This window comes from Flavobacterium chungangensis (assembly GCF_042654045.1).
Classification (GTDB): Bacteria; Bacteroidota; Bacteroidia; order Flavobacteriales; family Flavobacteriaceae; genus Flavobacterium; species Flavobacterium chungangensis.
In genome coordinates this window covers 313,713-329,973 of record NZ_JBHSFY010000001.1, presented here as the reverse complement: position 1 = coordinate 329,973, position 16,261 = coordinate 313,713, and the positions used below count along the sequence as shown (strand labels likewise).

Below are 16,261 nucleotides of genomic sequence, written 5' to 3'. Positions count from 1 at the left end.
ATTTCACTACCTTAGCTTTTCATAAATTTTGAATAAAAATGGCTATAGCAAAACCTTTTAACCTGACGCAATGGATTGACGAAAACCGTCATTTATTAAAACCGCCTGTTGGAAATAAAAACCTGTATGTTGATTCTGGAGATTACATTGTAATGATTGTTGCAGGTCCAAATGCGCGAAAAGATTATCATTATAATGAAACAGAAGAGCTTTTTTATCAGTTGGAAGGAAGCATTAAGGTTGTTATTCAGGAAGATGGACAGCGTAAAGAAATGGAATTAAATGCAGGCGATATGTATCTGCATCCTGCAAAAGTGCCGCATTCTCCTGTCCGTTCAGAAGGTTCTATCGGACTTGTGATCGAAAGAAAACGCGCTGGACAAGGTTTTACAGATGGTTTGCTTTGGCATTGCGATAACTGCAATCATAAATTGTATGAAGTGTATTTTGAACTTCATAATATAGAGAAAGACTTTCTTCCTCATTTTGAGCACTTCTACAATTCAGAAGAATTAAGAACTTGTGATAATTGTGGAACTGTTATGGAAACCGATCCTAGATTTACTGCTAAGAAATAAAATATTTTATTTGATAGAAATATGAAACCTGACAGGTTTCAAAAACGTGTCGGGTTTATAATATGAATGGATTAATATAATTTTAAAATGAATACTGAAAACAATAATGAAAAACTAGACGATGAGGAAAAATTTATTTTAGAATTAAAAGCAGACATCGAGCAAGCAAAAGAAGAATTTCGTGCAGGTAATTTTATTACACATGAAGAAATGCTTATTAAATTAGAGAAAAAAGGTTTAATTAAAAGAAGCGATCTTGATCTTTACAATCAATGAAAACTTTGACTAATAAATCATAATTCTAATTTTTTCCCCTGCTCAGGATAAATAATCTTCAATCCTAAATTGTTTTGAGCTTTTAACTGCTCTTTAATTTTTGCAATATTCTTTGCCGGCGGTTTCAAATGTGTAATAATAATTTTAAAGTTTTCCAGAGAACCTTTTCCTGCTAATTCCTCTAAAACATGAAGTTCCTTCATTAAATAATTCGGAGTCAAATGACCAAACAAAAATTTATCGGGCTGTTCATTTGGAAACGAAACTTCAATAAAAATTCCTTTCAATTTCTTGGCCTTAACCAATGGCGCAACAACTGTCCATAAATTGCGAAGATTATTGCTTTTTTCTACTTCGTCAGGCCCTGTATCACCTAAATACAAAGCATAATTATTGTCGTTTTTAATTAAGAAAGCGGTACTTTCAAACGGATTAACATGGCTTAAAGGAAATGCTTTAACGGTCATTTTAGCATTGGTCAAAAGAGTTTCTTTCGCCAAATCTAAAGTCTGAAAATGATATTTTTTGATATGAAAACCAGGACCTGCATCTCCAAAATTAGCCCAAGTCTGATCGTTGAAGTAGTGGTTTTCCATCATTTCCATGCATTTCTTTGTAGCATAAACCGTTTTCGAAGAATCGGCTGGAGAATTGATTATCAAACCTGACACATGATCTAAATGTGCATGAGAAATCAAATATCCTTTGATGTATTTTCGTAAAACTTCGCTTGTAGAAACTGTAAAAGTTTTCTTTTCTATGGCTTTTTCGATTCCAGAGTTTACAGTTCCAGCGTCTAGACAGATATAATCAGTTGTATTGGCTGGAGCGATTAAATAAGCAGAAAGATTTTTCTCGTCGATACCACCCATTACTCCCAATGGAACTACAGAAAAAGAGGTTTTTTCCTTTTGGGAAAAAGCAATAGATGAAATTAAAATGATGCAAAGAAAAAAGCGATGAAAATTATTCATATTTAAAAAAATTAGAATTGCAAATTTCATCAATAAAGAGAAATAAAGCACTCAATTTTGGAAAAAATCATATTAATTAATCCTAAATTTACATTTAACCAAAATATATAAGATGATTAGAAAGGTACTATTTTTACTGTTTTTGTTTTTAATGAGCTCAGAAGTATATTGCTGTGATTGCTCAGGAAAACCATCAATAAAAGAAAATTGGGAGCTAGCTCATCAGGTTTTTATTGGAAAAGTAGTTAAAGTTGATAGTTCTTTATATTCTGAATATGGTCAAAAAATGTATTCCTATACTATTAAAATTTCAAAAATTTATAAAGATGAGATTATTAATGAACAAAGTTTTAGAACGATTTTAGGAGTTAGTATGGGATCTTGTGATTATTATTTTGAAAAAGGAAAACAGTATTTGATTTATACCAAAAAAGATTATAATGCTTTAGGCTGTTCGATATGTTCGAGAACGAATCTATTACAAAATATTCAGAATAGTGAATTAGAATTGTTAGATGAGTTGTATAATAAATCAAAAAAAAATCGAGGTGTACAAATCATTAAATTTCAGAATAACATTGAATATCAAATAGATTTAGTTAAAAAATCATTTGAAGAAAAATTAGAAAGAAAAAATAAAGTGATTTGTATTTTATCAAGTCTGAGTTTTATTCTTTTTGTTATTCTGCTTTTATTGTTTCTTAAAAATAAGCGTGTTTTTAAAAGCGACAAATAATTAAAATTAATTCTAAAATAATATCTTTACATAAAAATATAACAATTTTAACCAAAAAAGTTACAATGACAACAATAGCATCGCAATTTGGAATGAAGGAAGCTCTTGATAAATTGGGCATCAAGACAATAAATGAAGGAACTTCGACAGGAATTAATAATTTTTCTTCTGGAGAAATCCTAGAAAGTTATTCGCCAGTTGATGGAAAATTAATTGCTTCGGTAAAAATGTCAACGGCAGCAGATTACGAAAAAACAATTCAAACTGCGGCAGAAGCTTTTAAAACTTTTAGATTGATTCCTGCTCCACAGCGTGGTGAAATTGTGCGTCAGTTTGGAGAAAAATTGAGACAAAATAAAGAAGCGCTTGGTAAATTGGTTTCTTACGAAATGGGGAAATCATTGCAAGAAGGATATGGTGAAGTACAAGAAATGATTGATATCTGCGATTTTGCAGTAGGGTTATCTCGCCAGCTTCACGGGTTAACAATGCATTCTGAAAGACCTGGACACCGTATGTACGAGCAATATCATCCGCTTGGGATTGTTGGAATTATTTCTGCATTTAATTTCCCGGTTGCGGTTTGGTCTTGGAACACGGCTTTAGCTTGGATTTCTGGTGATGTCTGCGTTTGGAAACCTTCTGAAAAAACACCTCTTTGCGGAATTGCCTGCCAAAATATAATTGCTCAAGTTATAAAAGAAAACAATCTTCCAGAAGGAATTTCGTGTTTAATAAACGGAGATTATAAAATAGGAGAATTATTGACTGCGGATACTCGTATTCCGCTTATTTCAGCTACAGGTTCTACCCGAATGGGGAAAATCGTAGCACAAACTGTTGCAGGAAGACTAGGAAAATCATTATTAGAATTAGGAGGAAATAATGCTATTATTGTTACTCCAGATGCAGATATAAAAATGACGGTTATTGGTGCTGTTTTCGGTGCTGTTGGAACTGCTGGACAACGTTGTACTTCAACTCGAAGACTGATTATTCATGAGAGTATTTATGATAAAGTAAAAGATGCTCTGGTTGCGGCTTATAAACAATTAAGAATCGGAAATCCGCTTGACGAAAATAATCATGTTGGACCGCTAATTGATACTCATGCTGTTGAAATGTATGCCGCTGCTTTGAATAAAGTTGTAGCCGAAGGTGGAAAAATTCTTGTTGAAGGAGGGGTGCTTTCTGGTCAAGGTTATGAGAGTGGCTGTTATGTAAAACCTGCAATTGCAGAAGCTGAAAATTCGTTTGAAATTGTACAGCATGAAACATTTGCTCCGGTTTTGTATTTAATTAAATATTCTGGAGAAGTAGAGAATGCCATCGAAATTCAGAATGGCGTTGCGCAAGGATTATCTTCTGCTATTATGACGAATAATTTGCGTGAAGCTGAAAGGTTTTTATCTGCAACAGGTTCTGATTGCGGAATTGCAAACGTAAACATAGGAACTTCTGGTGCTGAAATCGGAGGTGCTTTTGGTGGTGAAAAAGAAACAGGAGGAGGGCGTGAGTCAGGATCTGATGCATGGAAAATTTACATGAGACGTCAGACCAACACCATTAATTATACTACAAATCTTCCGTTAGCACAGGGAATTAAATTTGACTTGTAGGCAGGAAGTTTAAAATAAATAAAACCGCTTTTTTCAGTATTTGAGAAAGGCGGTTTTTTAATGCTAAAAATTTGTAGTATTTTTACTTTTATTAGCCTAAACTTTCTATAAATTATAAGCAACCCAAAATGACTCTATTTTTTTTAGCCGGACTTACCCCATTTGGATACGGATTTCTTGGAGTTCTTCTTTTATCATTTTTATTGGCCTATTTTTGGTTGAAATCAAACGGGAAAGAGGATAAAATTGGCTGCGTTTCTATTGGAATTGGAGGAATAATTATTTGGTTTGTTTTGATGTTTCCAACTTTTATTTCCTTTTCGATTATTGAAAATGGAAACCTATGGGCTAAAATTGGAGTTGCTGTTTTTTGGGTCTTAATCTTGGCGTTAGTTGTCTATTTCCGATTTGCAAAAAATACTTCCAGCGTGAAAAAAGTGATTTTTACCTTTTTTAAATACCTTCTTTATTTAATTTTTTTAGGTTTATTTCTGGTTCTGTTTTTCGGAATGGCATTTTATATTTACCAAAGACTTTTCACAAACGAAAAAAATCAAGATCCTGTATGGGTTGCTTTTTTGTGCATCTTTTTTGTAGCCGCACTTATTTTAGCAGGATTGGGACTTTTGAGTAAAAACAAAGAAGAGAAGAAAAGGGAAAAAACATCTTTCTATGATCTGGAACAAGCGAAATTAAAACCAGAATTAGTACTAGAATTGGATTTGTCTAAGAACAAATTGACACTATTTCCTGAAGAGATTTTGAAGTTTAAAAATTTGAAGTTCCTTATTTTAAGTCATAACCAAATTACCGAAGTTCCAAATGAAATCAATAAATTGAGTAAATTGATTGGTTTGGATTTAAGTAATAATCCAATTTCAGATGTAGAGAGAAATAAAATCAGAAAATTACTTTCTACGGAAGTTGAGATCCTATTTTAAACCTTTAACAATATCATTATTTATCATTTTATGAATGATCTTTTCGAATTTTTAACTCAAAATAAAACAGATGCCGTAGAGGTTGTTTTTCTGATGCTTTTTAGTTTAGGAATTGCTTTGTTCCAGACGGTCATTTATTCAGGACTTTTTAATTTTAAATTTCCATCTTGGCTGTTTTTTGTTTTATCTCCTGCAATTGTTGGAGTAAGTTTTTTAATTGATTCTTCGTATCCTTTGGCAGTTGTATTGCTATTGTTTTTGTCTGTTTTTTTATCGGCTTTTATTGGAATGATTGTTTCGGGAATTAGAAGCAGTAAAGAGGAAAGGATAGAAAGGGAAAAATTCAATCGAAAACATAATATTCAAAAAACACCATTGAGTAAAAAAATCCTTGGAATCGTTGTTTTGATCGGTATTATTCTATCTTTTATCTATTTGGCTGAAAATGGAAATTTGAAACTTCTTTTGCTCATTATTCCAGGTTTCATTGTAGTTAGTTCTATATTTTTCCCAAGTAATAAAAGCAAATTTATGAGGCTGCAGTCTATTTTGCCAACTTCAAAAATTGATGCAATAGCGATGGGTCAGGTAGAGATTGTAGGAGATTTAGAAGAAATTGAACCCATTATTTCGCCCTATTTTAATAAACCTTGTATTGGATATTATTATAAAATTGAAAAAGAAAGTCCTCGCGATGATGATGGAAGAACGACTTACAGCACTATTTTTTCAGAAATTAAAACAGGTAAATTTAAGATAAAAGACGAAACAGGCTCGGTAACAGTAGATGGGGAAGGATTAGAATATTATTTCAACAGAATAGATAATCAAGCAGGAGGAAAGACCAGATATACCGAAACGTACTTAAAAAGCAATGATTATATGCTTCTTATAGGTTACGCAGATTCAGACAATGGTACTACCATAATTAGAAAAGGAAGTCCAGATACTGTTTTTGGCATTGCTATGCCGAGAAGTATTTCATTCAGAAATAAATATAAACCTTTATTAGACTCTTTTTTGGTGACTTTGTTTTTCATTTCCCTTATACTCATTTATATCATTTTAAATTAAAAAAATATGACCGCTCAAAACATTGCCTTAATTGTTGGATTACTTCTCATACTTATATTTTTTAATGTACTTATCAGAATTTATAATAAGTTGGTTATGCTAAAGAATAATTATGAGAAAGCTTTTAGAAACATTGATGTTATTTTAATGCAGAGAGCTGATGAAGTTCCAGAATTGGTAAAAGTAGCTTCGAAATTTATGGAACATGAAACTGCAATGCTAACCAGTTTGACCAAATTAAGAACTGATTTTTTGAATTCAAAAACAGTTGATGAAAAAATAGAAAATGCCAATGAGTTTTCAAAAACCATGAAAAATCTATTTGCAGTTTCTGAAAATTATCCCGCTCTTTTATCCAACAATAATTTTCTAGAATTGCAGAAAAGAGTTTCTCAAATGGAAGATAAAATTGCAGACAGGAGAGAGTTTTTTAATGATAGTGTAAGTCTTTATAATGTTGGAATTCAGGAATTCCCTAATTTTATTTTAGCCAAAATGATCGGTTATAAAACGCAAGGTTTATTTGATGTTACACTCGATGAAAAAAAGTATGATGGGATTCAGTTTTAATACTTTTTTTGGTCATGAAAACCAGATTAACAATCTAGGAGACCAAGTTCTAATCTATGGTTTTGCAGGTATTATTTTTAGTATTGTTGCGCTGTTATTTGTTTCAATAGTGATTAGAAAACTGGGTCTTAAAAGTTTCAATAGCTATTTTATTAATCCGCTTATGTTATCTTTAGGATTAACATTACTTGTGGCTATTTTGCCAACAATTGTCTTTTATGTTGTGGCTTCAGATATTTCTGGTGTAAAAATTATGTACAGTTGGATCACCATTTTTATTGGAATGTTGTTTTTTGTTGGTTTTAATCTCGAAACAATCAAAAAATGTTTGAATGAATTTGGAAAAGTTACAGAACAAGAGGAGTTTAGAAATCGAAGAAGATAATGATAATAAAGTAAAAAAGGCTTCCAGATTTGGAAGCCTTTTTAAGTTAAGTTATTTTTTAATTAATGTTTGGTTAAATGACCCGTCAACGGTATAAATTTTAGCTAGATAAGTTCCAGGAATTAAACCGCTTGTATCAATGCTTTCAGAGTTTCCAGAATTAATTACAAGGTTTCCAGAAATATTATAAATAAGTACTTTTTGTACTTTCTGTTCTGGATCTGATAAGTATAATGTACTTGAAACAGGATTAGGATATAAAATTATTTTTGCTGATTCTACAGTTGTAGTTTCGGCTACTGCAGCCATTTTTAAAGTCGCTCCACTGTAAACTGTACTAATATAGAATAAATTAGCAACAGAGCCTTTTGTTATAGTATGAGAACCAGCAGCAATTGAAGCCGTTACGATACCTGCCGATGCTGTATAAGAAACATTGTCTACTTTAATCGTTCCAGTAAAGCTTGAATCGAAAACTAAAGTTAAAGTTGATGAACTTGTTGTTGTATAGGTTATTGATGTGTTAGATTCTATTTTTAAACGCTCTGTCAATGTTAATCCGTTATAGGTCACAGATCCAGGAGTTGAATTCATGTTTCCTGTAATAGAGTAGAACGTACTTGTTTTTCCAGAAGTTGTAAAGTTATGAAGCTCAGATCCGCCAGTTGAGCCTGTTGTAACCGTTATTGTTCCTGATGCTGTTACAGGTGTTCCTGCAGTGCCTGATGTTGTTACAGAATAAGATACATTTGCTATTGGCGTTCCTGTAATAGTTACAGTTTTTGCTGTTGTATTTTTTACAAAAGACAATCCAGAAGCAGGTAATCCAGTTACAGTTGCATCTGTAGCGTTTCCGCCCCAAGTAAATACAATCGAAGCAATAGCAGTTCCAGAAGAAACCGTTTGGCTGTTGTTGCCAGATGAAGTTAATGTTTGTGTTCCAGCAGCGGTAACGGTTACAGTTCCAGAACCAGTGGCTGGGGAACCACTAGTTCCAGAAGTTGCAATGGAATACGAAACTGTTGCAGTTGGCGTACCCGTAATAGTTATAGTTTTAGCTGTAGAATTTTTTACAAAAGATAATCCAGACGCAGGCAATCCTGTTACGGTTGCATCAGTTGCATCTCCGCCCCATGTAAATACGATTGAAGAGATTGCAGTACCACTTGCAACCGTTTGATTGTTGTTTGATGCAGAAGTCAAAGTTAAGGTTTGCGTTCCAGCAGGTGGATTTCCTTCTCCTTGTACAGCTACTAAAGTTCCCGTATAATTTGTAAGAGCTGTTTTTAATGCAGTTATTACTAATGAAGAAGTATCATCTGTTGCATTGTTAAATGTCCATTTTAAATCTCCACCAGAAACACGTCCTGCATATTGAGTAGTCTTTGTTTTCGCCGCAGCTGGAGTATCGATTACTAGATTTTTTACATACAAATTAGCATCTGTATCGAAGTTGTTGTAGACATTGGCGCCCGATTTAGATTTTACTGTACTGCTTACCGTTTCTCCTCTTGTTGCGGCTACGTAAGCATCAAAATCTGTTGTAGAGCTTATTTTTCCTGAAATATTGTACAATGGATTTGGATCATTATAAGCTACAAAACGCATATTGTTTGTTCCGTTAGAAGCATCAAAAGTATTGTTGAAAGCTTTAATGCTTCCTCCAGCTTCACCTGAGAATGTTCCCATTGTTCCAGCATTATTCACTTGGTTTGCTTCGTCCCAAATATCAGAACCTTGAAGTGAAGTTAGCATTGGGTGCTTACTATTTCTAAAATAATTTCCTTCAATAAAAAGTGAAGATCCTAAAGTTGATCCTGCTCCATATTTAGAAACACCATCGTAATAGTTGTTATAAATATGTGCTGAATAATAACGCACACGAGGATGACGTGAATCTGAATGATCAAACCAGTTGTGGTGATACGTAACATATAAACCAGAAGTTGTTCCTTCGCTTAATCCAAGAAGGCTCGCTTTTCCATTATCCCAAAAGTGGTTGTAAGACATTGTAATGTAAGTCGAGGTTTTATTGTCTAATGCTCCGTCACCTTTTATTTGGTCAGCATCGCTTCCTGCATTTCCGTAGAATAAATCACAGTTATGAACCCAAACGTGGTCATTGTCTTGTTGCATTCCTACGTTATCGCCTGCAGTACTGTCGCAATTCATGAATCCGAGGTTACTTACTTCTATGTTTGAAGCCGACTTCAGCCTAACTCCCCATCCATTTGCTACAGCATCATCTCCAATACCTTCAATGGTAACATAGCTAGAAGCGTTGTTTGCATTTTCAATAACTACATCTCCACCTTCCATAACTGTCATATCAGTGATATTTCCGATTAAACGAATAATAAATGGACGTGTATCTTTTCCTTTCTTGATAGCATAAAGAATATTCTGTAAACCAATACAAGGATTTGAGCTTGCACCAGTAATATTCATTGAAATGGTGTTTTTAGTATTTTGTGTAATGTACAAAATTACCGCATTGTCTTTAGGAGTTCCGTCTGCTTTGTATCCTCCAGGAACACGACCGCCATCAAAAGCAAATCCGTTTCTGTCGTGTGCAGTTACAGTTAGATTTCCTGTTGTAGCTCCAGTTCCTTCTGTGCCATTTACAACAGGTTTTACTTTTACAGTGTACGTTCCAGCTTTAAGCCCTGGAATGTCAGCACGGAAATAAGAACCATAACTGCGAATAAGCTGATCATCTATTTTTTTGTCTGTAAATCCATTACCAGTATAATAGACATTGTAAGTTTGGGCACCACTGACAGGCTGCCATTTTACAAAAGCAGTTTCCAACCAGCCAGAAGCTTCATTAATTTGGATAGTTTGGGCCCATAATTGAACTGTCATGAGAAAGACAGCCACGAAAAGTAGGTTTTTTTTCATAAGGTTTGTTTAAGATAGTTAATAAAATAAGTAAGTGGTTTTTACTTCCGATTCCAAGTGGTTTAATTGTAATCGATTACACAAAATTATATATTAATTTTTAATAGTATAATTTTTTTGCTAAAAAAAAGAGGATACTTGAATTATTACGCTTTTAAAATATTAAAAATGTAATAAATTGCATTAATTGTAATTTATTACACATTGACTATTGAGTACGGAAAGCCGTATTTTTCTCGCTTTTAGTAATTTTAAACCTTAAACAAAAAGAATAAAAAAGAAGTGCTAATTTTTTTTTATTACATAAATTACATTTCAATTTTTTGTAGGAAATGGATTCTTTTTGTGTTTTGAATAACAGATTATTCTTAGAAGATTTTGTTAGAATATTGAGTTTTTGCTCAAAATTTTAATTTATAGAAATAAAAAAGCCCTTTTGATTTTACTCAAAAGGGCTTCAATTTTATATTTTTAACTATTAGTCTTTACTAGAAAGTTTTGATAAAAGTCTTAAGAATTCAATATACAACCAAACTAGTGTAATCATTAATCCCATTGCTCCGTACCATTCCATAAATTTTGGCATTTTTTCTCTTGCACCTTTTTCAATTAAATCAAAATCTAAGAAAAGGTTAAGTGCTGCTATAATGATAACAAAAACACTAATACCAATACTCATCATAGAATTTCCGTAATGAACAGGTGTCCAGCTTGTAAACATTGATACAACCCAAGAGATTAAATAATAAGTAGCAATTGCTAACGTTGCAGCAACAACAACAGATTTAAATTGTTCTGTAACTTTGACGATTCTAAATTTGTATAAACCAAGACAAACCAAGAAAGTAACAAGAGTTGCGCCAACCGCATTGATTACAATTCCCGGAAATTTTAATTCAAATATTGCAGAAATACCTCCTATAAATAATCCTTCAAACAAAGCATATCCTGGCGCTAGGTAAGGAGATAACTGTGGTTTGAACGAAGAGACTAATACTAAAATGAAACCAACAATTGCTCCTCCAATTGTAGGAAGCATCGGGTTTATTCCGTTAAAAGTCATCCACCATGTCACCATAGCAGCTCCGCATAAGATTAGAAATAAGATTGCTGTTTTGTTAATTGTCCCAGACACCGTCATTTCTTGATTGTAATCAATAATCTGAGCTTGGTGTACTTCTGTTCTTGATTCAGTATTAGACGAAAAACGCTTACTGTTTAAAAATGGATTTTTTGAATTAAAGTTCATATTTTAATACATTTAATTGAATTCAAATATATGGAGTTTTTTTGAAGTGCAATTGAATAGAAGAATTTTTTAACATGAATTTCTGTTCTATCTAGTGTATAAAAAAAAATCCATTAAAATTGATTTAATGGATTTTCAATATTTTAATTTAAAGAAATTTTCTTATTTCAATAAGTCTAAAACTAATGATGGAAATAAACCTAAAGCAATATTTAAAACAATTGACACTACAGCTGTAGCATAAATAAGAAATGGTCTTCCTGTTCTTTCTTGATTAGGTTCTTTTGAATACATTGCAATGATCAGTTTGAAATAATATCCAACACTAATAATAGAGTTTATTACTGCAACAATAACTAAACCAATATATCCTGCTTGAATAGTTTGATTGAATAAGAACAACTTAGCAAAGAATCCAGAGAAAATAGGAATTCCGGCCATTGATAATAATGAAGCTGTAAGAACTGCAGCCAATAGCGGATTTGTTTTTCCTAAACCGTGAAAGTTTGTAATGTCTTCGTTATCTTGATCTCTGCATACATATAAAATCACACTGAAAGCTGCGATTCCCGCTAATGCATAAGCAGCTGTGTAGTACAATAAAACTCCAGCTGATGCAGAAACAGTTAATAATGTCATCAACATGAAACCTGCGTGAGAGATTCCAGAGAAAGCTAGCATACGTTTTACGTTTACTTGTCTTAATGCCATAATATTACCTACAGACATTGAAGCAATTGAAATTATAACCACTATGACTTCAAAAGTATGTAATAGATCTTGATTTTCTAATGAAGAAATGAAGTTCATGCCAGCAATCAGTTTAAATAAAGTTGCAATTGCGACTACTTTTGCTAATGTACTCATTAAAGCTGTTGTTAAAGCAGGAGAACCTTCATAAACATCTGGAGCCCAGAAATGGAAAGGAACAGCAGCTACTTTAAATAACATTCCAACAACCATTAAAATCATTCCGATTGGAAACCAGATTGGTAACTCTGCAGACAAAGCACTTTCGTGAATTTCGCTGATATCAAAGCTTCCCATAGCACCGTAAATCAAACAGATTCCGAATAAGATAATTCCTGATGCGAAAGATCCCATTAAGAAATACTTCATACCTGCTTCGTTACTTTTGATATTCAAACGATCACTTGCAGCAAGTACATATAATGCAATAGATAAGATTTCAATTCCTAAAAAGAACATCGCTAAGTTTCCGAAAGAAACCATTGCTACAGCTCCAGCTAATAAGAATACTTTAATTGCAACGAAATCTGAAATTTTCGTTGGGTGATTTTGGTAAAAATTGTGACTTAACGCTACAAGGAAAATCGTCAAAACGATAAACAATGATGAAAAAGCTGTAGAAAACTTACTCACTGCTATCATATTGTTGTAATAACTTTGTTCTGTTCCAAATTCACAGTAATTAAGTGCCAATACGCCTATTAAACCCAAAATGGTAATAGGGATTATGGCCTTTCTTAAATTAAGAATTTCAAACAATAGGCAGAAAATACCCAATCCTGTTATAGCTATTAATGTATTCATTTTTATCTTTTTGATTTAGGATTTCAATTTTTAAGTGGAATCCTAATTTATTTTTTGTTTAAAATATTAGTTCTTATTGATAACTTGTAAAATAGTTTCCAAGCTTGGTGTAATCAAATCTGTGATTGGTTTTGGATAGAAACCAAAAAATAATAAAACTGCAATGATTACTGCAAATGAAACTCCTTCGTTAAGCGTAACATCTGCAAAAGTTTTAGAATTAGTTTCACCTAACATTACATGCTGGAACATTCTTAACATATAGTAAGCTCCTAAAATGATAGTTGTTCCGCCAAGAATAGCAAACCAAATATTGATTTGAGATAAACTGTACAATACAGTAAACTCTCCAACAAAGTTAAATGTGCTTGGTAATGCAACAGAAGCCAATACTAAGATTAAAAACATTGATGTGAATTTTGGAGACTGAGTACGGATTCCGCCCATTTCTTCAATTTCTCTAGTTTCATATCTTCTGAAAATTACTTCAGCAGCAAAGAATAATCCAACTACAACAAAACCGTGAGCAATCATTTGCAAAACAGCTCCTCTTAAACCATCAAGAGTTAAGGTGTAAGATCCCGCAGCAATTAAACCAACGTGAGCAAGAGAAGAATAAGCCAATAATTTTTTCAAATCTTTTTGTCTTAATGCAACGATTGATCCGTAGATTACGCCAGCAATTCCTAAAGCAATAAAAATATTCATGTATTGTTTTGCAGCTAAAGGCGCAATTGGTAATTGCCAACGAAGTACGCTGTATAATCCCATTTTTAACATGATACCAGATAAAAGCATTGTTCCAACAGTTGGTGCTTTTTGGTATACATTTGCTTGCCAAGTATGGAAAGGAATAATTGGAATTTTGATAGCATAAGCTAAGAAGAAAGCCAAGAAAATCCAGAATTGCTCGCAAGTAGATAAGTTTACTTTATATAAATCTTCGATTAAGAAAGAACCTGCTTTTTGATATAAATAAATAAATGCAGTTAACATGAATAACGAACCAGCAAGTGTGTAAATAAAGAATTTAACCACTGCTTTTCTGCGTTCTTCAGCATCGCCATTACCCCAGATTAAAGCAATAAAGTAGATTGGAATAAGTGCTAATTCCCAGAAAACATAGTATAAAAGACCATCAGCTGCTAGGAAAGTCCCGACCATAGCAAATGCCATAAACAAGATTAGAGCATAAAAGCCTTTTGCGTTTTTATATTCATTTCCGAAAGAAGAAAATATGATTATCGGAGTTAAAGCTGCGGTTAATAAAACCATTGCTAGTCCAAGTCCATCACCGTTTAAAGCGAAAGAAATTTTTGGCTGATTAATCCAGCTGTTGATTAGGCTGATATTTTCGCCAGCGTTATAATTATTCAATAATACAATTGAACATCCTAAAGCAGCTAAACTAAAAAGCAAAGCAACTTTTGAAGCTAGTTTGTCACCAGAAAAGTAAGTGGCAAATGCACCAATTAAAAGTATAATTAATATAGTAGAAACGTTCATAGTAATAATATTATTGAGCTAAAAATATATAGGAAACAATTGCACAAAGTCCTAAAACAAATACAAATAGATATAATCCTATACTTCCGGTTTGTAATTTTTTTCCTTGGAAAGCAATTTCGCTTGCTATTTTACCTAATCCAAAAACAGCGGCAGATAATACAGTTTCAACGTGATCTCTAAAGAATTTAGATAAAACATTAATTGGCTTCACAAATACTGCATCGTAGATTTCGTCTACATAATATTTGTCATATAAAAGTCTGCTTAAACCAGTAATGTTTTCATCAGATTCTGGAACATTATCTTGTTTAAAGTATTTTACGTAAGCAATTAAAATTCCAAGTAATCCGCCTAAAACAGCTACACCCATTAAAGTGTATTCTGTTGTACCTAAATGGTGTTCTTCACCTGCCACTTTTGTGAAAAGAGGAGCAAGGTATCCATTTAACCAGCTGTTTCCAGGTAAACTTATTAATCCGCCAAAAGTTGCTAAAATAGCTAAGATGATAAGCGGAATAGTGATTAATGAACCACTTTCGTGTAAGTGATGTTTTTGTTCTTCAGTTCCTCTAAATTCTTTGAAGAAAGTCAAGAACATTAAACGGAACATATAGAAAGCTGTCATGATTGAAGCAATCGATCCAACTACGTATAATGGAATACTGTGGTGGAAAGCTGTCAATAAAATTTCGTCTTTAGAAAAGAATCCTGAGAAGAATGGAACTCCTGAGATTGCTAATGAAGAAATCAACATGGTCCAGAATGTAATTGGCATTGCTTTACGCAAACCTCCCATATTACGCATATCTTGTTCTCCGTGTAATCCGTGAATTACAGATCCAGATCCTAAGAATAAACAAGCTTTAAAGAAAGCATGAGTAATTACGTGGAAAACCGCTACTTCATAAGCTCCAAAACCTAATGCTAAAAACATTAGACCTAATTGAGAAACTGTAGAGTAAGCCAATACTTTTTTGATATCGTTTTGAACCAATCCGATTGTAGCAGCAACTAATGAAGTGATAGCTCCAATAATTGCAATTACAGATTGAACATCTGTTGCAAGGTCAAAAACAAAATTTAATCTTGTTACCATAAAAATACCAGCAGTAACCATGGTAGCTGCGTGGATTAATGCAGAAACTGGAGTTGGTCCAGCCATCGCATCAGGTAACCAAGTGTATAACGGAATTTGAGCAGATTTACCACAAGCCCCAATGAACAAGCATAAAGCTGCTAGAGAAAGTAATGGTAAATTTAAATTTGTAGCTCCAGCAATTGCAGTTTTTAAAGTTGCATAATCCAATGTAGAGAACATTGAACCAATGATGAACATTCCGATTAAAAGACCTAAATCTCCAATTCTGTTCATGATGAAAGCTTTTTTTGCAGCATCATTGTAATCTTGGTTTTTATGCCAGAATCCAATTAATAGGTAAGAACAAAGTCCAACACCTTCCCATCCAATGAAAAGAACTAATAAGTTGCTTCCAATTACAAGTGTAATCATGAAGAATACGAATAGATTTAAATACGCAAAAAACTTGTGCATATTCTCATCATCGTGCATGTAACTGATAGAGTATAAGTGAATCAAAGATCCAATTCCAGTTACAAAAAGTAACCAAAGAACAGATAATTGATCTAATAAAAATCCAAGATTGATTTTTAAGTTGCTAATTTGAATCCAATCAAATAAAGTAACTTCGATTCCTTTTCCAGTTGAAGTTATTTGATTAAAAAGTAAAAGAGAAACAACAAAAGAAATTGCTACAGCAATAGTTCCGATTGCACCAGAAACTGTTTTGCCTAAGCTTTTTCCAAAAAAGACATTTACTAGAAAACCTAGTAAAGGAGTTAAAACTAAAATTAAAGCTAAATTGGTATCCATTTCT

At 32.8% G+C, this 16,261-nt stretch carries 14 protein-coding genes; 8 read left to right on the top strand and 6 right to left on the bottom strand.

Annotated features, from left to right (window positions below; all coding sequences use genetic code 11):
* Nucleotides 1-38: 38 nt before the first annotated feature.
* A complete protein-coding gene (locus ACFO3N_RS01470; protein WP_286971470.1) occupies nt 39-578 on the top strand; it encodes a 3-hydroxyanthranilate 3,4-dioxygenase in 540 nt (179 codons plus the stop codon).
* An 87-nt stretch (nt 579-665) separates the two neighbouring features.
* Entirely contained in the window at nt 666-854 is a 189-nt protein-coding gene (locus ACFO3N_RS01465) for a hypothetical protein (RefSeq protein ID WP_379794940.1), read from the top strand.
* Between the two features lie 17 nt (nt 855-871).
* On the opposite strand, the gene ACFO3N_RS01460 is transcribed toward ACFO3N_RS01465, so the two are convergent.
* Nucleotides 872-1,828: an MBL fold metallo-hydrolase gene (locus ACFO3N_RS01460; RefSeq protein ID WP_379794939.1), complete on the bottom strand. Its 957-nt coding sequence runs from the start codon at nt 1,826-1,828 to the stop codon at nt 872-874.
* A 112-nt stretch (nt 1,829-1,940) separates the two neighbouring features.
* On the opposite strand from ACFO3N_RS01460, the gene ACFO3N_RS01455 reads away from it, so the two are divergent.
* From ACFO3N_RS01455 to ACFO3N_RS01430, 6 genes are all read left to right on the top strand, one after another.
* Nucleotides 1,941-2,564: a hypothetical protein gene (locus ACFO3N_RS01455; RefSeq protein ID WP_379794938.1), complete on the top strand. Its 624-nt coding sequence runs from the start codon at nt 1,941-1,943 to the stop codon at nt 2,562-2,564.
* A 65-nt stretch (nt 2,565-2,629) separates the two neighbouring features.
* Nucleotides 2,630-4,183: an L-piperidine-6-carboxylate dehydrogenase gene (gene amaB / locus ACFO3N_RS01450; protein ID WP_379794937.1), complete on the top strand. Its 1,554-nt coding sequence runs from the start codon at nt 2,630-2,632 to the stop codon at nt 4,181-4,183.
* Between the two features lie 128 nt (nt 4,184-4,311).
* Nucleotides 4,312-5,124 (top strand): leucine-rich repeat domain-containing protein, encoded by an 813-nt coding sequence (locus ACFO3N_RS01445; RefSeq protein ID WP_379794936.1) that lies wholly within the window; start codon nt 4,312-4,314, stop codon nt 5,122-5,124.
* Between the two features lie 30 nt (nt 5,125-5,154).
* Nucleotides 5,155-6,198, top strand: coding sequence for a hypothetical protein (locus ACFO3N_RS01440; protein ID WP_379794935.1), 1,044 nt, complete (start codon nt 5,155-5,157; stop codon nt 6,196-6,198).
* Nucleotides 6,199-6,204: 6 nt separating this feature from the next.
* Nucleotides 6,205-6,768, top strand: coding sequence for a LemA family protein (locus ACFO3N_RS01435; protein ID WP_379794934.1), 564 nt, complete (start codon nt 6,205-6,207; stop codon nt 6,766-6,768).
* Complete coding sequence (locus ACFO3N_RS01430; protein WP_379794933.1) at nt 6,737-7,153, top strand: hypothetical protein; 417 nt, start codon at nt 6,737-6,739, stop codon at nt 7,151-7,153. Before ACFO3N_RS01435 ends, ACFO3N_RS01430 begins: the two co-directional genes overlap by 32 nt.
* A gap of 51 nt (nt 7,154-7,204) precedes the next feature.
* Here the strand turns inward: ACFO3N_RS01430 and ACFO3N_RS01425 are convergent, their stop codons facing one another.
* From ACFO3N_RS01425 to nuoL, 5 genes are all read right to left on the bottom strand, one after another.
* Nucleotides 7,205-10,054, bottom strand: coding sequence for a pectate lyase family protein (locus ACFO3N_RS01425; protein ID WP_379794932.1), 2,850 nt, complete (start codon nt 10,052-10,054; stop codon nt 7,205-7,207).
* Between the two features lie 478 nt (nt 10,055-10,532).
* Nucleotides 10,533-11,303, bottom strand: a complete 771-nt coding sequence (locus ACFO3N_RS01420) for a Bax inhibitor-1/YccA family protein (protein ID WP_379794931.1) — start codon at nt 11,301-11,303, stop codon at nt 10,533-10,535.
* A gap of 162 nt (nt 11,304-11,465) precedes the next feature.
* Nucleotides 11,466-12,857, bottom strand: coding sequence for an NADH-quinone oxidoreductase subunit N (locus tag ACFO3N_RS01415; RefSeq protein WP_095929642.1), 1,392 nt, complete (start codon nt 12,855-12,857; stop codon nt 11,466-11,468).
* A 66-nt stretch (nt 12,858-12,923) separates the two neighbouring features.
* Nucleotides 12,924-14,363, bottom strand: coding sequence for a complex I subunit 4 family protein (locus ACFO3N_RS01410; protein WP_379794930.1), 1,440 nt, complete (start codon nt 14,361-14,363; stop codon nt 12,924-12,926).
* Nucleotides 14,364-14,373: 10 nt separating this feature from the next.
* Nucleotides 14,374-16,257 (bottom strand): NADH-quinone oxidoreductase subunit L, encoded by a 1,884-nt coding sequence (nuoL, locus tag ACFO3N_RS01405; protein WP_379794929.1) that lies wholly within the window; start codon nt 16,255-16,257, stop codon nt 14,374-14,376.
* Nucleotides 16,258-16,261: the final 4 nt, after the last annotated feature.